The organism is Alicyclobacillus herbarius DSM 13609 (assembly GCF_000430585.1).
GTDB classification, from domain to species: domain Bacteria; phylum Bacillota; class Bacilli; order Alicyclobacillales; family Alicyclobacillaceae; genus Alicyclobacillus_G; species Alicyclobacillus_G herbarius.
The window spans coordinates 26,502-51,072 of the sequence record NZ_AUMH01000013.1; the positions used below are offsets into that span (position 1 = coordinate 26,502).

At 59.8% G+C, this 24,571-nt stretch carries 23 protein-coding genes, 1 tRNA gene and 1 other RNA gene; 20 read left to right on the plus strand and 5 right to left on the minus strand.

Annotated elements, in window-relative coordinates; all coding sequences use genetic code 11:
* Positions 1–311: 311 nt before the first annotated feature.
* A complete protein-coding gene (locus H522_RS22340; protein ID WP_281173093.1) occupies positions 312–443 on the minus strand; it encodes a hypothetical protein in 132 nt (43 codons plus the stop codon).
* 107 nt (positions 444–550) lie between these two features.
* Between H522_RS22340 and H522_RS0110150 the strand changes: the two genes are divergently transcribed.
* The 3 genes from H522_RS0110150 to H522_RS18785 all read left to right on the plus strand — a co-directional run bounded on the left by H522_RS0110150 (position 551) and on the right by H522_RS18785 (position 6,354).
* A complete protein-coding gene (locus H522_RS0110150) occupies positions 551–1,780 on the plus strand; it encodes a helix-turn-helix domain-containing protein (protein ID WP_026962230.1) in 1,230 nt (409 codons plus the stop codon).
* Between the two features lie 141 nt (positions 1,781–1,921).
* Positions 1,922–4,762: a UPF0182 family protein gene (locus H522_RS20545; RefSeq protein ID WP_051344150.1), complete on the plus strand. Its 2,841-nt coding sequence runs from the start codon at positions 1,922–1,924 to the stop codon at positions 4,760–4,762.
* Positions 4,763–5,124: 362 nt separating this feature from the next.
* The gene (locus H522_RS18785) at positions 5,125–6,354 is read left to right on the plus strand and encodes an MFS transporter (RefSeq protein WP_155836336.1); all 1,230 of its coding nucleotides are present in this window, start codon (positions 5,125–5,127) and stop codon (positions 6,352–6,354) included.
* A 169-nt stretch (positions 6,355–6,523) separates the two neighbouring features.
* Here the strand turns inward: H522_RS18785 and asnB are convergent, their stop codons facing one another.
* On the minus strand, positions 6,524–8,371 hold the full coding sequence (gene asnB, locus H522_RS0110170; RefSeq protein WP_026962232.1) for an asparagine synthase (glutamine-hydrolyzing): 1,848 nt from the start codon (positions 8,369–8,371) through the stop codon (positions 6,524–6,526).
* 78 nt (positions 8,372–8,449) lie between these two features.
* Positions 8,450–9,367, minus strand: coding sequence for a YheC/YheD family protein (locus tag H522_RS0110175; protein ID WP_026962233.1), 918 nt, complete (start codon positions 9,365–9,367; stop codon positions 8,450–8,452).
* Between the two features lie 125 nt (positions 9,368–9,492).
* On the opposite strand from H522_RS0110175, the gene H522_RS18790 reads away from it, so the two are divergent.
* The 10 genes from H522_RS18790 to H522_RS0110220 all read left to right on the plus strand — a co-directional run bounded on the left by H522_RS18790 (position 9,493) and on the right by H522_RS0110220 (position 15,664).
* A complete protein-coding gene (locus H522_RS18790) occupies positions 9,493–9,834 on the plus strand; it encodes a late competence development ComFB family protein (protein ID WP_051344151.1) in 342 nt (113 codons plus the stop codon).
* Positions 9,831–10,304, plus strand: coding sequence for a tRNA adenosine(34) deaminase TadA (tadA, locus tag H522_RS0110185; RefSeq protein WP_026962234.1), 474 nt, complete (start codon positions 9,831–9,833; stop codon positions 10,302–10,304). Before H522_RS18790 ends, tadA begins: the two co-directional genes overlap by 4 nt.
* A gap of 44 nt (positions 10,305–10,348) precedes the next feature.
* Positions 10,349–10,438, plus strand: a tRNA-Ser gene (locus H522_RS0110190).
* A 50-nt stretch (positions 10,439–10,488) separates the two neighbouring features.
* An RNA gene (gene ffs / locus H522_RS21065) (signal recognition particle sRNA large type) lies at positions 10,489–10,727 on the plus strand.
* 135 nt (positions 10,728–10,862) lie between these two features.
* On the plus strand, positions 10,863–12,080 hold the full coding sequence (locus tag H522_RS18795) for a two-component system sensor histidine kinase NtrB (RefSeq protein WP_051344152.1): 1,218 nt from the start codon (positions 10,863–10,865) through the stop codon (positions 12,078–12,080).
* Between the two features lie 116 nt (positions 12,081–12,196).
* Positions 12,197–13,984 (plus strand): DNA polymerase III subunit gamma/tau, encoded by a 1,788-nt coding sequence (gene dnaX, locus H522_RS0110200; RefSeq protein ID WP_026962235.1) that lies wholly within the window; start codon positions 12,197–12,199, stop codon positions 13,982–13,984.
* Between the two features lie 13 nt (positions 13,985–13,997).
* Entirely contained in the window at positions 13,998–14,300 is a 303-nt protein-coding gene (locus H522_RS0110205; RefSeq protein ID WP_420535297.1) for a YbaB/EbfC family nucleoid-associated protein, read from the plus strand.
* A 3-nt stretch (positions 14,301–14,303) separates the two neighbouring features.
* Entirely contained in the window at positions 14,304–14,903 is a 600-nt protein-coding gene (gene recR / locus H522_RS0110210) for a recombination mediator RecR (RefSeq protein ID WP_026962237.1), read from the plus strand.
* Positions 14,904–15,038: 135 nt separating this feature from the next.
* A complete protein-coding gene (locus tag H522_RS18800) occupies positions 15,039–15,344 on the plus strand; it encodes a YaaL family protein (RefSeq protein WP_035453452.1) in 306 nt (101 codons plus the stop codon).
* Positions 15,345–15,391: 47 nt separating this feature from the next.
* Positions 15,392–15,664, plus strand: a complete 273-nt coding sequence (locus tag H522_RS0110220; RefSeq protein WP_026962238.1) for a pro-sigmaK processing inhibitor BofA family protein — start codon at positions 15,392–15,394, stop codon at positions 15,662–15,664.
* A gap of 271 nt (positions 15,665–15,935) precedes the next feature.
* Here H522_RS0110220 and H522_RS0110225 read toward each other — a convergent pair whose 3' ends face one another.
* Positions 15,936–17,750, minus strand: coding sequence for a putative polysaccharide biosynthesis protein (locus H522_RS0110225; protein WP_081412052.1), 1,815 nt, complete (start codon positions 17,748–17,750; stop codon positions 15,936–15,938).
* On the opposite strand from H522_RS0110225, the gene H522_RS0110230 reads away from it, so the two are divergent.
* Together H522_RS0110230 and H522_RS18805 are read left to right on the plus strand one after the other, a co-directional pair.
* Entirely contained in the window at positions 17,750–18,352 is a 603-nt protein-coding gene (locus tag H522_RS0110230) for a manganese efflux pump (protein WP_026962240.1), read from the plus strand. The two genes, H522_RS0110225 and H522_RS0110230, sit on opposite strands and share 1 nt — an antisense overlap.
* 134 nt (positions 18,353–18,486) lie before the next feature.
* Positions 18,487–18,711: a sigma factor G inhibitor Gin gene (locus H522_RS18805; protein ID WP_035453454.1), complete on the plus strand. Its 225-nt coding sequence runs from the start codon at positions 18,487–18,489 to the stop codon at positions 18,709–18,711.
* 55 nt (positions 18,712–18,766) lie between these two features.
* On the opposite strand, the gene H522_RS0110240 is transcribed toward H522_RS18805, so the two are convergent.
* Positions 18,767–20,197, minus strand: a complete 1,431-nt coding sequence (locus H522_RS0110240; RefSeq protein WP_026962241.1) for an NAD-dependent malic enzyme — start codon at positions 20,195–20,197, stop codon at positions 18,767–18,769.
* 238 nt (positions 20,198–20,435) lie between these two features.
* On the opposite strand from H522_RS0110240, the gene H522_RS18810 reads away from it, so the two are divergent.
* The 5 genes from H522_RS18810 (at position 20,436) to H522_RS0110270 (ending at position 24,568) form a co-directional block, all read left to right on the plus strand.
* Positions 20,436–21,842, plus strand: a complete 1,407-nt coding sequence (locus H522_RS18810) for an aminotransferase class I/II-fold pyridoxal phosphate-dependent enzyme (protein ID WP_281173098.1) — start codon at positions 20,436–20,438, stop codon at positions 21,840–21,842.
* Between the two features lie 19 nt (positions 21,843–21,861).
* The gene (tmk, locus tag H522_RS0110255; RefSeq protein ID WP_026962243.1) at positions 21,862–22,479 is read left to right on the plus strand and encodes a dTMP kinase; all 618 of its coding nucleotides are present in this window, start codon (positions 21,862–21,864) and stop codon (positions 22,477–22,479) included.
* 92 nt (positions 22,480–22,571) lie between these two features.
* Entirely contained in the window at positions 22,572–22,901 is a 330-nt protein-coding gene (locus tag H522_RS0110260) for a cyclic-di-AMP receptor (protein WP_026962244.1), read from the plus strand.
* A 16-nt stretch (positions 22,902–22,917) separates the two neighbouring features.
* Complete coding sequence (locus H522_RS0110265; RefSeq protein WP_026962245.1) at positions 22,918–23,853, plus strand: DNA polymerase III subunit; 936 nt, start codon at positions 22,918–22,920, stop codon at positions 23,851–23,853.
* A gap of 55 nt (positions 23,854–23,908) precedes the next feature.
* The gene (locus H522_RS0110270; RefSeq protein ID WP_026962246.1) at positions 23,909–24,568 is read left to right on the plus strand and encodes a PSP1 domain-containing protein; all 660 of its coding nucleotides are present in this window, start codon (positions 23,909–23,911) and stop codon (positions 24,566–24,568) included.
* The last annotated feature ends 3 nt before the right edge of the window (positions 24,569–24,571 follow it).

The window sequence follows — 24,571 nt, forward strand, 5'->3', positions numbered from 1 at the left end:
TGGATGCAGCCAACAGTTCCAACAACCCGTAATTTGTACCATACATTTACACTTTAGAACACCTTTAACGCAAGTTTCACGTCCCTGATGGGGTGAGTATCCGTTGATTTCGCAGGGATTCTAGACGATAATAGCAGTCATACCATTGTATGCAAATTTTGGGGCTGGTGAAGCGCTTATTCAATAAGGAATAATGCAACTGACACTGACGAAAAAGCGATTTGAGGATTTTAGATCGTACCTTCACTTTCACTGCTCCCGTTTACGAACGTTTCCGTTCGTGAGCTCCAAAAATGCACGGGTACTGAATACTAGTCAAACTGCGCAAGGGTTGGCGCCCTATCAGGCTCAGGAAGTCCAAGACCGGATGGGGCGATAAAGAGCGCCGCAATTCCGATTCCGACAGCGGCTGCAATGGTTTTGATCTCCATCAATCGCCTCATTTAATCCCTCCCCTCACAATTCCATTTTTATAGAATACTTGTATAACTACAAGGGGGGATTTGGTATAATATAGATAAACTTTGGGTTAGTGTGGTGGGGAAGGGCTATGAATGTGGGGGAGAAAATTCGCGCTGCCCGCAAGGAACTTAAGATGACCCAGGCGGAATTGGCTGGTGAAGACTTATCCAAATCCATGATCAGTCATATTGAGACTGGCCGTGCCCAGCCGTCTATCAGGGTATTATCAATCATAGCAGAAAGACTTGGGAAGCCTCTCAGCTATTTCCTTGGGGATGTCGATGGTTCCGAAGAACTGAATAACATTCTTCATAACATTCTTCGAACCACACAAGCACTGATTGACGCCGGATGTCTTGCCGATGCGATTGCACGTGCCCAAGCGGGCCTGAAGCTTGCGCGCGAGAGTGGGGAATTGCGCAATACGTTCGGGCTGTTGATGTCCCTGGGCAAAGCTCTCTATAAGAGCAGGCGATTTATGGATGCCTATGACCAGTTCGAGGAAGCGTATGAGGCCAGCCTTCATGTGGGGAAGGCCTCCGAAATTGTAGAGGCTCTGTTTTGGCTGGGAAACACCTACTACAAACTCGGTGAACACCGGTCTGCATTTCGTTGCTACAGACGCCTTGTGGACCGTGCACAAACTTGTTCATCTTGTGCTGCACTGCGTCAGGAGGCGATGATTTACTTAGGCACGACGGCCTATTACCTCGGAAACCTTGAGGAGGCGTGCAAGTGGTATAAAACGGCCTTTGAAAGCTGCACTTCAGAAACACATCCTAAAATTCGTCTCAAGGCAGGTGTGGGTTTCGCCTGTTCTCTAAAGATGACTGGGCAGCTCGAAAAGGCATTGTCATTCATGGAGGACTTACACGAGATAAGTCTTCAAAATAGTAATTATTATCTTGGAAAAATCGAGCTTGACATCGGAATTTTTCTTCGTGATCTGAACCAGACGGAGGGAGCACTGAGCCACTTAAAACGGGCATACTTCATTTTTGACCAGACGAACGATCCAGTCTCCATGGCCTCCGTTGAAGAAGAAATTGCCTTACTGTATCTGAATCAAGGGGACGTCGCCCAGGCGGAAAGGCACTGTTTGGCGGGGATGGACCTCGTCCACGATTACGGTGCATCGTTCCAGCACGGAAGACTCTGTCGAGTCATGGGGAAGATTGAGTTATCGAAGGGTGACGCAGGTCGCGCATACGAATTTCTCCGTCTGGCAGCTGAGCGTTTCACAACTCTACACGCGACCCGGGATTTAAACGAGACATTGAGAATCATGGTTGAAGGCCTGCCCGAATCGATGGACTGAAGCATTCATGGCTGGCGCTGAATTGCCCCATCCCCATGCGACATCCCCTCATTTCCTACCCACACCACCCGTGGTAAAATAAACGCAATCGACGCTCTTGTGAGATTTACATATAGGGTACGGATTCAAGGGGGATGGGTGATGGCAGCGAAGCCACGGCGACGTTGGCCATGGGTGTTGCTTGTGGTGCTCGTGGTATTCATCATCTTGAACGTCGGGCTCAACCGGTTATATGAATACCGCTTGCACGAGGCGCTCGGCTATGGCGCGGTGTACGCGAAAAACATGTGGTTGGTGCTCGGTGCCCACTATGTCGGCGCCATCATATACATGTTCCTTATGCTGTGGGCGGCGCGGCCGCTGACGCGGTTGTGGCCGGGTTGGGGTCGACGGCTTATCGGCGCGCCCATCGCCGTTATCGGGTGGGCCATCGGCTATGGCATCGGATCGATCAATCCGACGGAGTGGTACCTGGCCTTCTCACACGTTCGCTTTGGCCGGGCCGATGCGCTGCTGCACATGGACTACTCGTTCTACGTCTACATCTGGCCGATTATCGTCGCGGTTTTGGGGCGGCTGGTAGGGACGCTCGTGCTGTTTGCCGCCATCCGCGCCGCCTGCCTGGCGGTGTTGTGGCTGCGCCAATATGTGGTCACGCGTGCGAGCGATCCGGTCGAGGTTTCGGTGCGCGGCCAGGCACGGGTGGTGCTCGGCATCCTCTCGGCCGTCTTTGTCGTGCTCGCCGCGCTGGCGTATTTGCAACGGTATGGGCTCATGCTCTCCAGCGGCAATCAGTCGTTCGTCTACGGGCCCGACTTTGTGGGCGCCCACCTGGTCATCCCGATTTTCACTTGGTTTCACGCCTTGACGCTGCTGCTCTTGGCCGCTGCGCTGGCGCTGGCCGCCCGCCGCATCGATACGGTGCTGCCGGCGGAGGACGGGTTTGTCCGCCCCGCCGGACGCGCCTGGAAACGGGTGGTGCAGGCGAGTGTTCTGACCGTTGGCGGCTATGTGTTCACCTGGATTGTGTCGGCGCTGGTCAACGGCCTCTACGTGCACCCGAACCAGAGCACGGCGGAGTTACCCTACATCCAGGACACCATCGATGCGACTCGCTACGGCATGAACATCGAGCGGGTCGACGCTAAACCGTTTCAGGCGGCGGCCAGTTTGACCAAGGCCGCCGTGGCCAAGGACAAGAACGCCCTCGACAACGTGCGCGTCAACGACCAAGGGCAGACGACCAGCATCTACAATCAGCTGCAGAGTTTCAAGAGCTACTTTACCTTCGCCAAGGCAACGGTGGACCGATACGACGGACATGAGGTCTACGTGGCCGCCCGGGAGCTGGATTCCTCCCAGTTGCCGGTGAAGACCTGGGTCAACACCACGCTTGTCTACACCCACGGTTATGGCCTGGCGGCGAGCCCGGTCAACCAGTTTGACCAGGATGGGTTGCCCACGATTCTCGCAGGCAACACCCCGCAGACCACGACGCCGCCGTTTCCGAAGATCACCCGGCCGCAGATCTACTTCGGCCTGCGCGGGCAGAATGTGATTGCTCCGTCCAAACAGCCCGAGTTCGATTATCCGGTCGGATCGACCGATAAGTCGTCCCATTATCAGGGCGGCTATGGCCTGCCCATCACCGGGAATCGGCTGCTGCTCACGATTGAGCAAGGGACGCTGAGATTCTTTACGAGTGACCAGCTGACGAACAAGTCGGAGTGGCTGTTTGACCGCAACATCTATAAGCGGGTGCAGGACATTGCGCCATTCTTACGCTACGATCACGATGCCTTCCCCTTTGTCGACAGCCACGGCCACATCCTCTGGATGCTTGACGCCTATACACAGGCGGACAACCTTCCGTACGCGCAGCCGTTCATGGGGGCGGATTACATCCGCAACTCAGTCAAGGTCGTAATCGACGCCTATACCGGGCAAGTCACCTTTTACGCTGTGGACACGTCCGATCCGCTCCTGCAAAGTTTGATGCGTGTCTACCCGCGGTTATTTACGACCCGGGTGCCGGCCGACGTGCGCGCCCACTTCCGCTACCCGCAGGACCTGTTCGCGGCTCAGGCGCAGGCGTTGACGCGCTATCACATGACCGACGCGTCCGCCTTTTACAACCGGGAGGACCAATGGCAGCTGGCGAAGCAGATATACCATCACAACCAGACGACCACGCGTCCCCCGGTCTACCAGATGATTCGCATGCCGGGTGAAACGCGGCCGCACTTTGTGCTGAGCGCCCTGTTCACGCCAAACGGCAAGGATAACCTGAACGGCTGGCTCATCGCTCACAACGAACCGGGCAGCTATGGCCGTTTGACGCTCTACCAGTTCCCGCAGTCGCAGCTGCAGTTTGGCCCGCTGCAGGCGGAAAACCAGATTGATTCGGACCCGTCCATCTCGCAGCAGTTGAGCCTCTGGAACCAGCAGGGGTCACACGTGGTTCGCGGGGACCTGCTCCTGGTGCCGGTGGGGGATTCGCTGGTGTATATTGAACCGGTATACCTGGTGGCCAACCGGCAAAACTCGCTGCCGCAGCTGGAGCGCGTGATTGTCGATTACAACAAGCAGGTGTACATGGGCACATCCCTGGCGGCGGCGATGGATAACCTGTTATCCGGGAGCGCAGGCACGACTCCGCAGCCGAATGCGCCTGGAGGAACCGGTGCCAACGGCGGTGGAACCGGCGGCGCAAGCGGCCACAGAGGGAACGGCAGCGGCGGCCAAGCGACCGGCGGCGGGGCCGGGAGCAGCGGTGCGGGCGGATCGACAGGCGGCGCCGGCGCAGGTGTAGGGGGCGCGGATGCGGCATCCTTGGCGCAGCAGGCCAATCAGTGGTTCCAGCGGTACACGCAGGATACGGCGAAGGGCGATTACGAGGCGGCAGGACGGGACCTCAAGGAGCTGGGCGCCGTGTTGGCGCGGTTGCAGGCGTTGACCCAAGGCGGCGGGGGCAGGAAGTAAGTGGCCTCTGTAAGGAACAGCGCCCTGGTCTCGGCACAGGGCAATCGTGCGGGGCAACGGCGACTGCACCATAGGGGGCTGTCTTCACTGTGGTGGGGACAGCCCCTGATGCTTTACAAAACGTGAACGAATTCGGACAACGTGGAGGTGCCCAAGCCGAATTGGCTGGGAAACGCCGTTTCATCCCCGATGTATCCGGTTTAACCGCGTTTTTTGGCCTGAAATCCCCGATTTTGCGGTTCGCCAATTCCCCTGCGTACGAGGTACAATCCAATTTGTGTCTATTTCGGATCCCGAACTTATTCATGCTCGAAATATCTCGACATTAACATCAGCGGATGATACGCGGGAGGAGGATGACTGTGAGTCGTTTCCCTGCCGCCGTGTGGGCGACTGCCTTCGCGGCGTTGATTGCGTTTATGGGTATTGGTGTGGTCGATCCCATCCTGAGTGAAATCGGTAAGGAGATGGGCGCGACCCAGTTTCAGGTGGAGTGGTTGTTCACCAGTTATATCGCAGTAATGGCCTTAGCGATGTTGATATCCGGCGTCTTGGCGACCCGGTTTGGCGGGCGCCGCGTGGTCTTGATTGGGTTGGCGATGGTGGTGGTGTTTGCGACGCTGTCCGGCTTGGCCCCCAACATCGGCGTTCTGGCTGTGGTGCGCGCAGGTTGGGGCCTCGGGAACGCCTTCTTTACCTCGACTGCCCTGTCCATCATCGTCGGTGCTTCTTCCGGCAGCATGGCGTCGGCCATCACGCTTTATGAAGCCGCGCTCGGCATTGGGATGGCATCAGGGCCGTTGCTCGGCGGCCTGCTCGGCAGCTTCAGTTGGCGGTACCCGTTTTTTGGCGCCGCGACCCTGATGGCCATTGCTTGGGTTTTGGCCTTTACACTTGTTACCGATCCGAAGCAAAAAGAGGCTCGGCGTACGGCGAAAGACCTCTTCCGCGCGCTTGGGCACAAGGCGGTTTTGTCCAATGCTTTGATTGGCCTGGCCTATAGCTTCAGCTTCTTTACCATCTTGGCGTACTCTCCCTTGACAATGAAGTGGCTGGGCGCGATGTCGCTGGGCTGGACGTACTTTGCTTGGGGGATTTTGGTTGGTATCTCATCTGTATTCGTCGTCAACTGGCTGCGGCCGTTGCTCGGGCCCATTCGCCTGCTGCAGTTGAACCTGGTTGGCTTGATTCTGGTGTTTGTCGCGGCTGGACTTATCCACGGCAACGGTATGCTGTACGTAGTCGTCATCTCTGGTTTCTTCTGTGGCATTTCCAACGCCATGTTTACGACCTTGGCGATGGAGGTTTCGCCATTCTCTCGCTCCATCTCGTCGGGCGCATATAACTTCCTGCGCTGGTCGGGGGCGGCGGTGTCGCCGATTCTCTCTGGCTGGGTGGGGGATCACTTCGGTGAGTCCATCCCGTTCTTCATTGCTGGTGCCCTGTTGCTCTTGGCGTTGGTAGGCCTGTTTGTGGTGCGCGGCTGGTTGGAAGCGGGGCTGCGGGAGAGCGGCCATGGCGACGAGGTGCACGGTCACGGGTCCGGCGGGGGTGCGGGCAGCGGCCAGGCTACGGCCGCACCCACTCGGTAAAACTCGGGCAACGCGTATCCCTTCCACTACGGTTATCCAGCATGCTTATGGTTCTCAGCACGGCCCCATCGCCGCCGGGCAAAGTTCACCCTGGCGGGATGGGGCCGTTAATGTATGTTATCGGCTGCCGAATCCCATTCGGACTGGCCGCCGTTAACCACAAACTTCCTCAGACGATGCGCACCTTGTAATCGCGCAGCCAGCGGTCAACCTGAATTAGGTAGTGGAACATCTGGGCGGTCCCAGCGATTTGTCCGAACCAGGGCCGGTGTTCGCCCTTCCTATAGCTGGACTCGGCCAATTCGCGAACGGCGGTTGCGTCAATCAGCGGTCGAATGGGCGCGTTCGCGTCCTCCAGCATGGCCAGGGCTAAAGAGCGAGTCGCCTCTAGGTAGCGTGGATTCGGATCGGACGGGTAAGGGCTCTTCTTGCGGGCCCGTACATCATCGGGCAGGTATCCGCGCATGGCTTCGCGCAGGACTCCTTTCACCTGACCGCCGGTCGTCTTGATCTCCCACGGGATGTTGAACACATACTGCACCAGTCGGTGATCGCAGAACGGTACGCGCACCTCAAGGCCCGTGGCCATGCTCATTCTGTCTTTGCGGTCGAGCAGGGTGGCGAGGAAGCGGGTGATGCTCAAGTACCCAATTTCACGTACCCGTGCCTGGCGCGCATCCTCGCCGGGAAGCCGTGGCACTTCGGCCAACGCGTCGCGGTACCTATCCGCCACGTACTCCGTAGGGCGGACTATCTTCTGCAACTCCGGCGACATGACGCGAATGCGTTCGTTCAGTTTCAAGGACCAGGGGAAGGTCTTGGCTGTAAGCGCGTCCTCCCGATGGAACCATGGGTAACCCCCGAACACTTCGTCTGCCGCCTCTCCGGATAGGGCCACGGTCGCGTTTTGCTTAATCGCCTTGCAGAACAGGTATAACGACGAATCGATGTCATACATGCCCGGCAGATCGCGAGCCGTAATCGGAGTGAACAGGTGTTGCAGCTGTTCCTCGATACCGAAGACCACCGGGTGATGGGTGCTGCCGATGAATTCGCTAACCCGGCGCGCCCACGGTGCGTCGAGGCCCGTTTGGAAGCTGTTGGCCTCAAAGTTTTCCGCCATGTCGACAAAGTCGATGGAATACGTGTTTAACGGCGGCAGTCCGCGGTTTCGATACGCCTCGGCAGCGATGGCCGAGACGGCGCTTGAATCGACTCCCCCGGATAAAAAGGTGCAAACCGGGACATCGGACACCAGTTGGCGATTGACGATATCGACCAACAGCTCACGGACCTTGGCCACGGTAGTCTCGACATCATCGGTATGCGGCTCTGCCGTCAGCTGCCAATACGGGTGAACGCGCACGTACCCTTTGTGGGCCAGCAGGTAGTGGCCAGGCCGCAGCTCCTGCACCCCGTGAAAGACACCGTGCCCTGGGGTGCGCCCCGGCCCCATCAGGAACACCTCAGCCAGCCCTTCCGCGTCGACGACCGGATCGACCAACGGATTGGCTAACAGTCCTTTCAGTTCCGAGGCAAACAGCACCCCCCGTCCGCGCTGGGCGTAAAACAGCGGCTTGACGCCGAGCCTATCGCGGGCCATAAACAGCGTCTTTTCGGTCTCATCCCAAATGGCGTACGCGAAGATGCCGTTCAGTTTCTCGAGCGCGTCGGGGCCCCAGGCAATGTACGAGACCAAGACGACCTCCGTATCGGAATAGGACTGACAAGGGTAACCCTCGGCAATCAGCTCGGCGCGGACTTCGTCGGTGTTATACAGCTCGCCGTTATAGGTGATGGTGTAGACCCTGTCCCCAAAACGGCGCGTCATCGGCTGCTTGCCGCCTTCCGGATCGACCACGATTAAGCGCCGGTGGGCAAACCCCGCCGATTTGCTCAGCCAGACGTCCGAGGCGTCTGGACCCCGACAGGCCAGCGTCTCTCCCATCGCGCGGATAGTCTCTAGTTCTTGGGTGAGGTCTCGTTCCCAGTCAACCCAACCTGCGATTCCACACATCAAAAGGCCTCCCCGTATCGTGTTGTATGGTCAGGGTAGCCTATGCAGGGGGGACCGAACCGGTGCAAACGCCCATAGTTATGGCGCCGCGTCTTTCGGCGTCGCGTCTGCCCCATCGTCGCTCGCTTCGAACAGGCCGCGCAGGAGCCACTCCACATCTTGCAGCCGGCGCTCTTGGGCGGTCTGGACAATGCGTTCGTAGACCGTCTTGTCAGGCAGTTGGGCGAACAGGTCGTGGCTTGGGCCGCCGCGGGCGTCGTCTGTGTTGACCTCGAACAGCCACAACTTTCCATGGCGATCCAGCCCGTAATCGACACCGATTTCATGAAACCAACGGTATGGGGCGATTGCCTTGCAGACGGCATGGCTGGTCTGGATGACGGACGCCTCTACGCGCTCCGCTCGAAGGGGTTTCTTTGTCTTCTGTCCCGCCAAGGCTGTGGACAAAGGCAGCACGCGGCCTTGGCTGATGGCTACGTTCGAGACAATTGCCCCCGGGCCGCTAACGCGGACCAAGCAGCCGCTGTATTGCCATTCCCCACTGGCCGTGCGCTGCATCAAGGCACGAATATCAAACAGGCGGGCATCCAGGGTTAAGACGGGCGCCTCGGCTTGGACGATACACTCCACGTTGCTGTACAGGGCTTGAAAGTGTTCCACAATGTGAGCGAGGCTTTCCGTTTGCAGGCTGGACCGACCTTGCGTCAACCAGGTATAGACCGTCTTTCCGGAGGCCTTGGAAGGGCGCTGGCGGCGCACACAGGAGATACCGCGTCCTCCAAAGCTCTGCACGGGTTTGATATAGACGCCTCTGTGGCGCTGTAGCATCCCTGATAGAGAGTCTGGGTGCGCTGGGTATGTCTCTGGCAGATGGCAGGGCAAATCCGCCTGTGTGAGGGCGAGATGCATTTGCCACTTGTCGAGCGTTTGCAAATCGGAATGAAGCACCGGACGTATCCGTTCCGATGAACCGACCGGTTCCGGTTCCTTGTTCATAAGGACGCCTCCTTTTTCCCAGGGTATGTGGCGGCCAGGAAAAAGGGACTTACCAATTCGTATCAACAGGTATACACTAGGGGAATGAGGGTATAGACTTCGGTCTGGGTTGGGGGGAACGACGAATGGCGTTACTCAACGTGACGGAAACGCTAGCGCGGATGTTGTTTGACGAGACCCTGGCTAGTGCCGGAAAATTGGTTTGTGATTGTCCGCGCTGTCGTGACGACATTTTGGCGTACGCGTTAAACCGCCTGCCGGCACATTACGTGACCAGCGATTTGGGAGAAGCGTACGTTAAGGCGCAATTCCTCAATTCACAAATGCAACTTGACCTATTACGGGAGTTGACCATTGCCGCCGATGTGGTCGGCAAGCATCCTCGTCACAATGCGGCTGACAATCTGCCTGTAGATGACCTGGTGTTGCCAGAGCCACGGTGGCAGAACGAGGCGGGCGAGGTGTGACAGAGAGTCGAGATGAGCATTTTATGGCGCTGGCCTTGGCCCAAGCGCGCGAAGCGCAAGCCCTCGGCGAGGTGCCGATTGGCGCGGTGGTCGTACGCCAGGACGAGGTGGTTGCAGCCGCCCATAACCTGCGGGAAACGTGGGCTGATCCGACCGCGCACGCGGAAGTGTTGGCGCTGCGGGCTGCCAGCCGTAGACTGGGCACCTGGCGGCTGGCGGAATGCGACCTTTACGTGACCCTGGAACCCTGTCTGATGTGCGCGGGGGCCATGATGCTGGCACGCGTGCGACGCCTCGTTTACGGAGCGAGCGATGCCAAGGGAGGAGCCATCGAATCAAAATTGGCCGTCCTGCAGCCGGGATTGTGGAACCACCATCCGGAAATTTCCTCTGGCATTTTAGCGGGGGAGTGTGGTATGATACTGAAGGATTTTTTCCGTAGACTCCGCGACCGAAGCGGGTCGGAGTGAGACGGATAAAGTCCCAATACGACGCACAAGGCAAGCATCGGCATGGAGAGATGTCCGAGTGGTTGAAGGAGCTCGCCTCGAAAGCGAGTAGCCCTGCAAGGGGCTCGTGGGTTCGAATCCCACTCTCTCCGCCAGAAGCTGTTGGCGAATTCCGGGTTGCCGCCACAGCCGAATCCAAAGGGGTGCAAACGGGCGCTGTGCCTGTTTGTACCTTTTCCTCCTTGATACGATTCATAATCGCAACAAAGACTGACCACAGGCAAAACACAGCGCGCCTTGCGGTCAGGAACCAAATTGGGTCCCATGCGGCGAAACCTTCCGAACCGTGTCAGGTCCTGGCGGAAGCAGCACTAAGGAAGTGCTTTCGGGCGACGTGGGCGCTCCTGATTTGGTTCCTGGTCGGAGGGCGTGCTTTTCGTTTGCCGCCAGGCGGTCGCCGAAACGCGGTCGGGCTTTGTCGGATGCGGTCGAGTGGCGAGAGGTTTTGTTAGGCCTGCAGGAATTTTTCCTTTTGGCGCGGAATAGCTACTCATGTTCAGCCTGCAGGAGGGGACTCCAATGAACGACGACATGGGGCGAGGACCGTTATGGACGGAGGCGCTGTCCAGCCTGGTGGACACGATGCCGGTATGGGCGCGCGCGTTGAACGCCGGCGTGCTCTATGTGGACGAGGACCTGCGCGTCTTTGTCTTGAATGAGCTGGCGCGCGAACTCTTGGAAGATAAAGTGGCAGTGGGGGCGGCTGCATCCCTGTCCGATTGCCTCCCTTCCGAACGGGACAGCTACCGATTGCTGCTGGATACGGCGGTAACCCGTGAGACCGTGCGGGATCGGGTTGTGGCTTGGGAGACGCACGGTAAAATCCGCCACGTTTTGGTGGACACCTACCCGCTGCAGAGCTACGGGGACAGGCCGGGCGGCATGTTGGTCATGATGAAGGACCTTGGCAACCTGACCAAACTGGAACAAAACATGCAGAAGACCGAGAAGCTCGCCACGGTTGGCAAGATTGCGGCGGGCATCGCCCACGAAATCCGCAATCCATTGACCACGGTGAAAGGGTTTCTGCAGATGTTGGGCGAGTGTTTAACCGCCAAGGGCCTGCAAGAGGAAACGGCGTATATTCAATTGATTATGGATGAGATTCACCGTGTCAATAATTTAGTGACTGAGCTGCTTTTATTAGCGAAACCGCGGCAGACGCAAAAAGAGCGATGCATGATTGTCAGCATCTTAAAAGACTTGGAACCGATGATTGCGGCGGACGCCCTATTACGCGGCGTAGAATTCACGCAAGATTTGGGTGTTTCGTTGAAGGATGCCTGGATCTGGGCCGACGCGGCCATGCTCAAACAATTGTTTATGAATCTCGCAAAAAACGCCCTTGAGGCAATGGAATCTGGCGGTCGGCTGGGAATCCGGGCAAAGGTCGAAGGGCAGTGGCTGCGCGTCGATGTGTCCGATACCGGGCCTGGGATTCCCTACTACCAGACGGATAAAATCTTCGACGCGTTTTTTACCACCAAGGACAAGGGGACCGGACTCGGGTTGCCCATCTGCCAGCGCATCGTGAACGACCATGGGGGGACTATCCGCGTGTTTTCGAAAGGGTTTGGCGCCACCTTTTCCGTCTTCCTCCCCATCCAGCAGGAGTTGTCAGAGAGTGAAGCGTCGGCCCCCGCGCTTGAGCAGGGGATAAGACGGCCGCTGCCGAAGTCGCAACAAGTCAGCGCGGGTAAAGGTGGTATGCGGATAAAAACGGCACAAGCGAGGTAGAACCCCTGTCGATTTGGGGTTTGTCCCCGCCCGCTACCTGTGCTACCTTTAAGGGGTTATCGCGGTAAACCAGGATTAGCTCACCACAGCGTCCCCATGGAGCGGAGGGTTGCGGGTTGTCGTACCAGGCTATTTATCGCGCGTGGCGGCCGCAGACGTTTTCCGACTTAGTCGGCCAACCGCATGTGCGGCAAACGTTGACCAATGCCATCCTGCGGGGGCAGGTGGCTCATGCCTACCTGTTCTGCGGTCCGCGTGGAACCGGAAAAACCAGTGCCGCCAAAGTGTTGGCCAAGGCGGTCAATTGTTCGAATCGACAAGGTGCTAATCCGTGCAACGCGTGTGAGGCGTGTCTGAGCATCAATCAGGGTGCCAATGTGGACGTCGAGGAGATTGACGCGGCGTCCAACCGCGGGGTTGACGAAATCCGCCAGCTGCGGGATAAGGTCCAGTACGCTCCGGCGAGCCTTGAAAAAAAAGTGTACATCGTCGACGAGGTGCACATGCTCACCACGGAGGCGTTCAACGCCTTGCTCAAGACGCTCGAAGAGCCGCCCGGACACACCTTGTTTGTCCTCGCCACCACAGAGCCGCACAAGATTCCCGCGACCATCATCTCGCGCTGCCAGCGGTTTGAGTTTCGCCGCATCGCGCCCGAGGCGATTGTGGAACGGTTGCGCGAGGTCTGTACGGCCGAGGGATGGCAGGCGGAGGAGGCCGCGTTGTGGCGGATTGCGCATGCGGCGGACGGGGGTCTACGCGACGCCCTGGGGTTGCTGGAACAGACGGCGGCGTTTGCAGAGAACGGCCAGATTCGCGCCGCCGATGCGGCGCACGTCATGGGCGGGGTCGACAGCGAAGGCTTGTTGCGCTTAGTAGCGGCGCTGGCCGCAGGGGATGTCGCACAGGTCTTATCCGACCTGGCGGCCTGGTACGCGTCAGGCAAGGACGCGGCTCGCATCGTCCACGACCTGCTGCAGACGCTGCGGGACGTGTTCGTGGTCAAGGTGTCTCCGGATGCCCTTGACATTGGGCCGCTTTTGCCCTTGTACCAGCAGGCGGCCGCCGATTGCCCCGAGGAGTGGCTGCTCTATGCCGTCGAGAAGCTGGGCGAGACGTATACCGGTTTGCGTTACGTGGAGCAGCCCCGGTTGGCACTGGAGACGTCGCTTTTGGCCGTAGCTGTCAGCGCCCAGGCACGAAGCCGCACAGCGATTCTGGACCCCATTCAGACCGCGCATCGACCCGGGGCTGCGGGCGGCGCGGCCCTGGCTTCGTCCGGTCTAGAAAACCGAGCTGGGTCAGCACCCGCCGCAGCGCCCAGTCATATGAACAAGAAGCCGGGAACTTCGGCTGAAATGGGCACCTCCACCGGCACAGCGGGAAAACCGGCGGCGGTCATGCCGGAAGGCAATCCGCCCGCGCCCAGCTCCCCTTCGGCTCCGACGCGGCGCCGAGCAGAGCTGGGAAAAAACCGCAAGATGCAGGTGCTGGCGCAGCTGGCAGACGCGGCGAACGCGGACGTCCTGGCGCGCGTACAACACGTTTGGCCCCAGGTCCTGGAACGGGTGCGCAGTCAGGAGATTCAAACCCACGCTTGGTTGATGGGTGGGGAACCTGTCTTGGCCACCGACGACACGGTCGTCATTGCCTTTGCCAGCCGCATTCACCGCGATGCGGTGATGAAGCCGCCCATTCGTGCCTCGATCGAGTCGGCGCTGTCGGAAGTGTCGAGCATTCCTTTGCGGTTTCTGGCGTTGCACCGGCCGGATTGGGAGGCGTTTGTGGCGGAACAAGGGGCGCCCGACAAGGGGACTCCTGTCGACGATGACCGGGAGGCTTTATTGGCCAAGGCGGTCGAGGTGTTCGGCGAAGATGTGGTAGAGATTATGGACGGAGAGTGATTGTGTGAAAAACATGAATCAGTTGATGCGCCAGGCGAAGAAGCTTCAGGATGAGATGATGAAGGCGCAGGCGGCCCTGGCCGAGCGGGAAGTCGAGGGCACGGCCGGCGGCGGGGCGGTCAAGGTCCGGATGAACGGACACAAACAGCCGCTGGCGGTGGAAATCACTCAAGAGGTGGTCAATCCGGACGACGTGGAAATGCTGCAAGACTTGGTCTTGGCCGCTCTGCAGGACGCGCTCAAGCAGGTGGATGAATTGACCGAGGCGGAGATGGGCAAATACACGCGTGGACTGAATCTCCCTGGACTGTTTTAAGCGATGCAGAGTTACCCCGCCCCCATCACACACCTGGTTGAGCAGTTTATGAAGCTGCCCGGCATTGGCCCGAAAACGGCCAGCCGGCTGGCTTTTCATGTCCTGACCATGGATATCCAAGACGTCGAGGAGTTTGCCGCCGCGCTGCGCGAGGTGAAGTTGGGCCTGCGCGAGTGTTCCGTATGTTGCAATATCACGGACGTCAATCCCTGCCGCATCTGCGCGGACACCTCGCGCGACAAGACTATCCTGTGCGTGGTTCAGGACGCCCGCGACGTGGCAGCCATGGAGCGGACACATGAGTACAACGGCAGGTACCACGTCCTGCACGGCGCCATTTCGCCCATGGAAGGGATAGGCCCCAACGACATCCGCATTCGCGAATTGGTGCAACGCCTGGCTGACTCGGAGGTACAGGAGGTCATTCTGGCGACCAATCCCAATGTTGAGGGAGAGGCCACCGCAATGTACATTTCCCGACTGCTCAAGCCGTTTTCCCTCAAGGTCACCCGCATTGCGCACGGGCTTCCCGTCGGTGGCGACCTGGAGTATGCCGATGAGGTGACTTTGGCCAAAGCGCTGGAGGGGCGCCGCCAGGTCTAGCCCGGCCTGCGGCGCAAAAGCCCTATCGCAGTGGCGTTCCGCTCACGGTTTTGACCCCAGGTTTGCGGCGAGTCATATTGTCCCACTCTCTTGCCTATGATCTAGTAATTTCGAAGGCAAGGAGATGGGAGCGGCATGAAGGAGAATACACACCACCCGGTAGCGCGTGGGTTTCGCCGCACGCGTCCGTTGACGGATGCGGACGGGCAGCTCGATGCCGGCACCCTCATCCACGAACTCGTGATGGCCAAACGGGAGATGGAGCTCGCCCAAAGCCAGTTCGATCACGTTGTCGATCCGTGCCTGATTGACCATACGGTGTTCCGCATGGGTGCGGCGGAACAGCACTTTCGCTACTTGTTGAATCTCGCTCGGGAGCAGCAGATTCACGTGGGTAGCCTGCAGTGGCTGTGGGCGGAGAGTGACACCTCGGGCCCGTAAGACGGACGCCTTGCCTTAGAGATGATGGGGAAAGGAGCAAGGTCCAGATGTCGCACACGCCGTTGTATCTGTGGGGAGCCCTGGGTGTGGTCGCTATCATTGTCTTGGCGCAGGCGGCGCGCCACCCCGCACAGGTCGTGGGCAAGCTGGTGCGCAGCGCTATTGCCGGGTGCCTGTTTATTCTCGCCATCAACTGGCTCGGCGGCTACATCCAGTTCCACCTGCCGTTCAATCCGTATACGGCCTTGACCGCCGGGTTGTTGGGGATTCCAGGCGTGTTGGCGTTGGTCGTGTTGCACTTATGGATGATTCCGACTTAGGTAGTTCGGAAAGGGGTCAGAACTCCGGGCTATCGCCGGCCTGAACGGTCGCCGCAGGGGGACCAGGCCCCACAGGGGACACAGGCTCCGGAGCTATCGCCCGCCCGAAACAGGTCTCCGAGCACAAATTTCCCGCAGCCGAGATGGGATGCTGCGGTTTTTTTGTGCGGCTCGCTCTGTGGTCAACGCGGCTCGACCTGGGGCCAACGCCGCTCTGTTCATGGCCAACGCGGCGGCCGGCGCAACTTCACCTGCGGCCAGCGCGGTAAGCCTACCGGCGGCGGTAAGTGCGGGCGTCGGCTGCAGCGGCCGGCTGAATCCGGCGGGCGAGCGGCATCAGACGCCGGCCGATGCCCGGGAGACTGGCCAGTTCGTCACTGCTTACGGCGCCCAGGCGAATCCCGGCCAACAGGTAGGCCACACCCCCGATAGGCAGCGCCACGATCAACTCTACCCACGCCAAAGCAATTGGATGTTCAGCCGCCACGGCCTGCCCCAAGGCATGGCCCAGCCACGCCCCGATGGCCAGGGCTAACGAGCAGACGACGGATGCGGCCAACGCCGGCAAGACTTTCTGCAGGACGGAGAACTGCACATTCCCATACTTTTTGACAGCCAGCACATTCAAGCAGGAAGAGAATAGGTACCCGATGGTCGATGCCACTGCAGCGCCGATGATGCCAAACGGAAGAATCAGCACGAGGTTGAACAGGGTCTTGATGGCGATGCCGACAAACATGTTGCGGACCGGGCGGTACATCTCCCCGATGCCTTGCAGCATGTACGTGGAAATCAGCTCGAGACCGCTGAGCACACTCATCAAGGACACACTGGCGATGATGACCCAGCCGTTGTGCGTGAGGTATAAGGCCATGTCAATCGGGCGCGCCAGCACCAGCAATACCGCCGCCGTCGGAAAGGTGATGAACATCATCGAGCGGATTGTGCCGAGAATGTGTCGTTCCACCGCCCGCGTATCGCCCACGGTGCGGGCATGGGCGATGGCCGGCATGACGGAAGCCCCAATCGCGTAGGCGAAGGACAGCGGAATGTTGATGAGCGGCAGGGCCTGCCGAGTCAGGATGCCAAACTGAGCAGCCGCCGTGTGAAACGTGGCCCCGCCCCACATGAGAAAGTTTTGTACCGTCAGGGAGTCGATTTGCCCGGAGATGGGCACTACGATCGCGCCCAGGCTGGCGGGCAGCGCGTATTGGTACAAGGCGCGCAGCGACTGTTTGCGCGATTCGTGCACCCGCCAGTCGCCGCGTTCCCTGTGAAAGCGACGACGTTGCGGAATCACGGCTGCGACCAGTAAAATCAGTCCGGCCAGCGCGCCGGTAAACGCCCCAAACGTGGCCGCCGCTGCCCCGCCGGCGATGTTGCCCGGATCCCACACGTCCACGACCAGCCAGGCCCCGACGACAATGGTGAGAACCCGTACCAGCTGCTCCACAGCCTGAGAATACGCGGATGGAGCCATGTTCTGAAACCCCTGCATGTACCCGCGCAGCGCGCTCAGGGTGGGGACCACCAACAGGCTCGGCGCCAGTGCCCGGACCGACCAGACCACCTGGTTCACGCCCACGTCCTGCGCCTTCAGCGCCACCAGCCGGGCGTACCACGGGGCGCCAAACCACATCAGGAAAAACGATACGACGCCGAACACCCCGACGACCAAGAGAGTGGTCGAAAACATCTGTTCCACGTCCTGATACCGCTTTTTGGCCCGCCGCTCCGAGATCAACCGGCCGAGGGCGGTGGGAAACCCGGAGGTCGAAACCACCAGGAGGATGTTGTAGAGCGAGTAGGCGACGGAGTAAATGCCCAAGCCTTCCGCCCCAATCAGGTAATTGAGCGGAATGTTATAGATAAGGCCCAAAAACTTCGCAATCGTGACGCACACCACCATGATGGCGGCGCCCCGGGCAAGGTTCGATGCGGCCGTGGGACACACCTCCAATTGCAAAGCAACTGCATTATAGCACAAGCCATCGGTGCCGACGGATGCGCGAAAACCACGTCGCTGCGGAAACACCGACAAGCTGCGGTTCATAAGGTGTATGGCAGACCGGAGGTGTCTCGCCATTGCATTTCAGCTGGCTCACAGTGGTCGTGATTGCGGTTGCGTCCAACCTTGATAACGCCGGCGTAGGCATCGCCTACGGCGTGCGCGGGATTCGCATCTCCTGGTTGGCCAACCTGGTCATTTCGCTGCTTTCCGGGGTGATGACGTACGCCGCCGGGCTGGCCGGACACGTGCTCAGCCGCTACCTGCCCGTACGCGTGGCGGCCGCCATTGGCGGCGGCATCATCATTCTTGTTGGGATGTGGATTTTGCTCGAACCCATCCGCAGTCACCGCGTGAAAAACGGTGGTCACACGATGGTCACACAAATCCTGCGCGATCCGGTCAAGGCGGATTTGGATAAGTCTCAGACCATCAGTCTGCGCGAGGCGTTGATTCTCGGGGTCGCCCTGGCCTTAAACGCGATTGCGGGCGGATTCGACGCGGGCATCTCCCAGATTGGGGTCTTGACGACCGCCGTCGCCGTGGCCATCGCCGGTTTTCTCCTGTTGGCCGTATCTGCGTGGGTGGGTAGACGATTTGCCGCCCAGTACCTAGGGGGATACGCGGCCTATCTGGCGGCGATTCTGCTGGTCGCCGTCGGGATTCATCAGATTTGGTAGCGTATATTTGAGCCTTGGGGTTCCCATAATGGTAGGAGTGGTTGCGAGAGACTCGAAAAAACCTTGCGCCAGGCATACAGGCGTCTTTGGGGGTCTGTCAGTCCAAGAGCGTAGTGCGAGGTTGGTGAGAGACGGTGTCAAACCAGAAAGCGCGGATTCGGCGCTGCATTGTCTGCGACCAGCCGCGCGAAATCGGCATTACCGTGTTTGGTCAGTTCATCTGTGGCGAGTGCGAGAAGGAGATAGTCTCAACAGACACCTCCGAACCCCGCTATCAGTATTACGTGCAGCGGTTGAAGCGGCTGCGCCTGGGCCAGGGTGACCCCCTGTCTTCCAAGGCGCAGCGCACCATTTTATGATTCGCGGACGATCCGCCAGTCACACGGCATCCGCTAGCGCTCAGCGTTGCGCGGCCTATTCGGCGCCTTGCAAGGCGAGCGGCGATTCGCGGCGGGCGACGCCCGACTTGTAGGCGGCCTCCGCGACGGCGCGGCTGACCGCTTTGACGACGTGGCGGTTAAAGACGCTCGGAATGATGTACTGCTCATTCAGCTGGTCGTCGCGCACGCAGCTGGCAATCGCCTGGGCCGCCGCCAGTTTCATCGCTTCGTTGATGTCGCTGGCGCGGGCGTCCAGGGCACCGCGGAAGATACCGGGGAAGCACAAAACGTTGTTGATTTGGTTGGGATAGTCTGAACGTCCGGTAGCGAGGATGCGCACGTAAGGTTCCGCTTCCTCCGGTGCAATCTCCGGGACCGGATTCGCCATGGCAAAGACAATCGGGTCTTTCGCCATCCGCTTGAGGTGTTCGACCTTGAGCACCCCCGGCCCGGAGACCCCGATGAACACGTCTGCCCCGGTAATCGCGTCGGACAAATCGCCCGTCCGGCGCTCGGGATTGGTGTGTTCCGCGTACCAGTTCCACATCGGGTTATCGTAGGTTCGCCCGGCTTCGATGATGCCGGCTCGGTCCACACCGATAATGTTTTGCACGCCGGCGGCCTGAATCATCTTCGTGCAGGCGATGCCCGCCGCGCCGATGCCGACTACCACCACTCGCAAATCTTCCATTTTCTTGCCGACCAACTTCACCGCGTTCAACAAGGCCGCCAAGAGCACGACCGCAGTGCCGTGCTGATCGTCGTGGAAGACTGGGATGTCCAGTTCTTCCCGCAGGCGGGACTCAATCTCAAAGCAGCGCGGCGAAGAAATGTCCTCCAGGTTGATGCCGCCGAAGCTGGGGGCAATCGCCTTCACCACGCGAATGATTTCCTCCGGGTCTTTGGTGTTCAGGCAGACGGGGAAGGCGTCCACATTGGCAAATTGCTTGAACAGCATCGCCTTGCCTTCCATGACTGGCATCGCGGCCTCGGGGCCGATGTCGCCCAGCCCCAACACGGCCGTGCCGTCACTGACCACGGCGACGGTGTTGCGTTTGATGGTGAGTTGAAACGCCTTCCCAGGGTCTTCTTGAATTGCGGTGCAGATGCGCGCCACATCCGGGGTATAAACGCGCGAGAGGTCGTCGCGGTTTTTTACGGGCACTTTGGCATGGACCTCAATCTTTCCACCCAGGTGCAACAGAAACGTGCGGTCGGACACGTTGATAATCGAGATGCCATCCTGCGCCGACAGTGCGCGAATGACGCGCTCGCGGTGAGCCTCATTGTGAACGTTGACCGTCACGTCGCGAATGACGTATTCTTTTCCAACGTGAATCACGTCGACGGCGATGATGTCGCCGCCCGCTTCACCGATGGCCGACGCAACCTGACTGAATCCAGAACTGGAGTGAATTTTCAGCCGCAGGATGAGGCTCAGACCCGCATTCTGCTGGATAGACATGCCCATACCTCACTTCCGTTTTCGCAAGATTGTTTGTGCTGACCCTTTCCGGACAGACTTCTAGGGTTGTGGGTAACATTGTATCATAAGAGAATGATGATGTTTGTCTAATTCCGCTGCGGTTACGAAGATATGACACGCTATAGGGGTCGTTCGGAAAGGGATGAGAATCACGAACCCCTTTCCGGACACTTATCGATGTGGTTAGGAGTGGATTGACATCGCAGAAACCCCGATTCTGGATGCGCTCATCCGCCATATTCAATACGAACGCGGCAGCTTGCATATCCCTGGCCACAAACAGGGGCGCGTCGGACTGGAGCGGTTTTTCTCGTTTCTCGACCGGGGGCTGGCGCTCGATTTGACCGAGCTGCCCGGACTCGACAACTTTCACCACGCCCAGGGATGCATCCTGCGTTCCCAGCAGTTGGCCGCCGCCGCGTACGGATCGGACACGTGCCTGTATAGCGTCAACGGATCGACCGCCGCGGTGATGGCCGCTATCAAGGCGGTGGCCGAGGAAGAGGACGTGGTGGTCATGGCGGGACCGTTTCACGCCAGCGCCTGGCGCGGATTGGTATGGTCGGGCGCGCGTCCGCGGTTGGGGCAGACCCGCTTTGACGCCCGGCGGCAGGTGACGCTGCCGCCGACCCCGGCCGAAGTGGGGCGTTGGCTGGACGAAGCCGGCGACGCGGTCAAGGCGGTCTTTCTGACCTCGCCCATCTATCAAGGGCTGGCGGCCGACGTGGCGGCCATCGCTGAGGTAGTGCACGCGCGCGGGCTGCCGTTGATTGTGGACGAGGCGCACGGCGCTCACTTCGGCTTGCCGGGGATGCCGCCCAACAGCGTGGCGGCGGGGGCAGATGTAGTCATTCACAGCGTGCACAAAATGCTGCCTGGATTGACCCAGACCGCCTGGGTGCACGTCCAAGGTGGGCGCGTTGACCCACATCGACTGGCCGAGGAGCTTTTGTTTCTGCACTCGACGAGCCCTTCTTATCTGCTCTTGGCGTCGATTGACGCGGCGCGGGCCTGGCGTGAGGAGGAAGGGGCGGCCGCCGCGGAGGCGACGCTGGCGCGCTTGGCGGAGTTCGGCCTGCTGCCGGATGACAGCCGCGCACAAGACGCCTTGACCGAGGACCGCTTTTGGGTCGATCCGCTCCGCCGCTGGCTCCCGACGGGTGAGATGGCGGCCAGCCGCCGTCTAGCAGACCACTTGGCCACGCGCGGGCTGTTTGTGGAGTACGCGGACGCGCAGGGAGTGCTGGCCGTCTTTGGCCTGGGCGTGCGTGAGCGCACCCTGGCCCGCTATTGCGAGGCGTTGGACGAGTGGCAGGCGGAGGAGGCTGCGGCGACTGGGGCCCATGTGGAGCCGTTCAATGCGCAGAGCGTGGCGCTGAGTGAACCGGTGCTCGTGCTGTCGCCACGCGCGGCCGCTGCCGCAGCCGGCACCACTGTGGCAGTGTCTCAGGCTGCCGGACGGATCGCCAAGGGACTCATCGTCCCGTATCCACCCGGGGTGCCGCTGATTTATCCCGGACAACGGATTGATGTGGAACACTGTGAGCGGCTGGCGGCACTTTTGGCATCCGGATACGATGTACAAGGGGTCACGGATGCGGGGGAAATTCCAGTGGTTTGCTGACGAGGAAGGAGCCCGTAGGATGGGGAGATTCATCAGTTTTGAAGGCATCGATGGGGCCGGCAAGACCACCCAGTGGCGGCGCTTGGTCCAGCGGCTGGAGGAGCTGGGATGGCCGGTCAAGGCGGTGCGGGAACCAGGCGGCACGCCGCTTGGGGAACGGATACGGGGACTCCTGCTGGACACTGACACATCCCCCAGCGCGGTGACCGAGGCTCTGTTGTACGCGGCCTCTCGGGCCGAGTTGGTGGCGCAGGTCATTCGCCCTGCTCTGGCGGAAGGGGTGACGGTCGTCTGTGACCGGTTTGTCGATGCCAGCCTCGCCTATCAGGGGGCTGGGCTTGGTCTCGGTGTGGATATGGTCGAACAGATGAACCGCGTGGCAACCGGCGGCTTGAAGCCGGATTGCACGTTTTTGTTCGACCTGCCGGTGGACGTCAGCCTGGAGCGTTTGGCCCAAGCAGGGCAGCCGGCGGATCGGATTGAACGGAGGGGCCGGGCGTACTTTGAACGGGTGCGCCAAGCCCTGCTCGAGATTGCCGAAAAGAACCCGGAGCGGGTGCGGATTATCGACGCGACCAAGCCGGTTGAGACGATTGAGCAGGAGATATGGAACCAAATCGCGAATTGGTTTGTATAGCTGAATATACCGGAAATCGCGAAGTTTGCCCGCTGCGTCCGAAAGCAATGACGCGGGCGTTAAGAGAAGATGAGGATGGGAGGGGCGCGTCCATGAAGATGGTGATTGCGGTGGTGCAGGACAAAGACAGTCCGAAGCTGGCGCAGAATCTGGTGAAGCACGACTTTCGGGCCACGAAACTCGCCAGCACAGGTGGGTTTTTGCACGCCGGCAACACGACCTTTCTCATCGGTGTGGACGACCATCAGGTCGAGAACGTTTTGGATGTGATTCGCCACAGCTGCCGCTCGCGGGAGCAGGTGGTGACCCCGATGGCGACCCTGGGCAGCCAGTTAGAATCGTACGTGCCGTACCCGGTGTCCGTGCAGGTAGGCGGCGCTACGGTGTTCGTACTTGACGTAGAGCGGTTTGAACAGTTTTGATAGTGAGGAGTGGGCGATGAGCGTGCTGGCCCCGTTTGACCAATGGCCGGTGCAAAACCCGGCGCTCTACAGCCTATACCAGCGCATCGCAGAAGGGCGCGTGCCGCACGCATTACTCTTCATCGGGTGGAGAGCCGCGACCGGGCATTTATCCGAATTTTTGGCGAAAACCCTGTTGTGTACGGGCGAAGCGGCTCCCTGCGGGAGATGCGAGTCTTGCCGGCAGTTTGCGGCGGGCAGCCACCCCGATTACACGGTCATCGACGGGGGAGAGGACGGAATTCGCACCGGTCACGTAGAGGCGTTGCAGCAGCAACTCATGGTCCGCGGTCACGGGCGGCGGATTGTCTATGTCCTGCGGGAAATCGACTTGGCGACTCCGGTGGCCGCCAACCGTCTCTTAAAAACCCTGGAGGAGCCAGCGGCTCCCATCATCGCCATCCTTACCACGGCGTACCCGGAACGCGTATTGGCAACCATTCGCTCTCGGTGTTTCGCCTTTCCGGCCGTTTCCGAAGCAGAAGCGGCGCAGGATCCGTGGCCGGCCGCGCTGGCCAGTGCGGGTCAAGACGGAGAAACGTTTGCCACCCTTCTGCCGCGAGTGATACAATGGACCCAAGCATGGCTGGACAGGGAAGAACCAGCACTGCTGTTGGCAGAACGTTTGCAGAACATGACGGCGGATGTGTCTGAAGAGGACGCATGGCCGCAGGTTTTATGGATGCTTTCCGCCTGGTGGCAGGACATCCTGCATACCAAGGCGGGCCAAGGCCCCATCCGGTTTGCGGACCACCACGGCACGCTCCAGCGGCAGGCGGAGTCCGCGGACCTCGGCCAGCTTACGCAAGGGATTCAGCTTCTGCTGGATGCACAGACACGGCTTCGGTCGCACGTGGCAGCCGCGCTCAACGCGGAGCAGCTATGCATTCGCTTGCGGCGCTTGCGGCCGTAGCCTACCTTCATCGGGTTGGCCCGCGGCCGGGTGACGGCACCGGGGGGCGAATCACATGTATACGGTTATCGGTGTCCGGTTTAAACCGGCCGGGAAGATCTACTACTTTGACCCCGGGGATTTTTCGATTGTACGTAACGATCACGTCATCGTGGAGACTACGCGTGGTGTCGAATACGGCGAAGTGGTGGTGGGGCCGCAACAGGTCACCGCGGACGACGTGGTGTTGCCGTTGAAAAAGGTTCGCCGCGTGGCGACGGCAGAGGATGCCATGCAGGTGGTTGACAATCAGCGGCGGGCGAAAGAGGCCATCGCGGTGTTCAAGCAAAAGATTGCGGCGCACGGTTTGCAGATGAAATCGGTCGACGCGGAGTATACGTTTGACCGTGCGAAGCTCATTTTCTACTTCACTGCCGACGGGCGCGTGGATTTTCGCGAGCTGGTCAAGGACCTGGCGTCCGTCTTCCGGGTGCGTATTGAGTTACGACAGATTGGTGTGCGAGACGAAGCCAAGATGCTTGGTGGCATTGGCCCTTGCGGCCGATTGCTTTGCTGTAGCACATGGATGGGAGAGTTTGATCCCGTTTCCATTCGGATGGCGAAAGACCAAGGCCTTTCGCTCAATCCGACGAAGATTTCGGGCCTGTGCGGCCGGCTGATGTGCTGTCTGAAGTTCGAGAACGATGTCTACCAGGAACAGGGGACGTTGATCTAACCA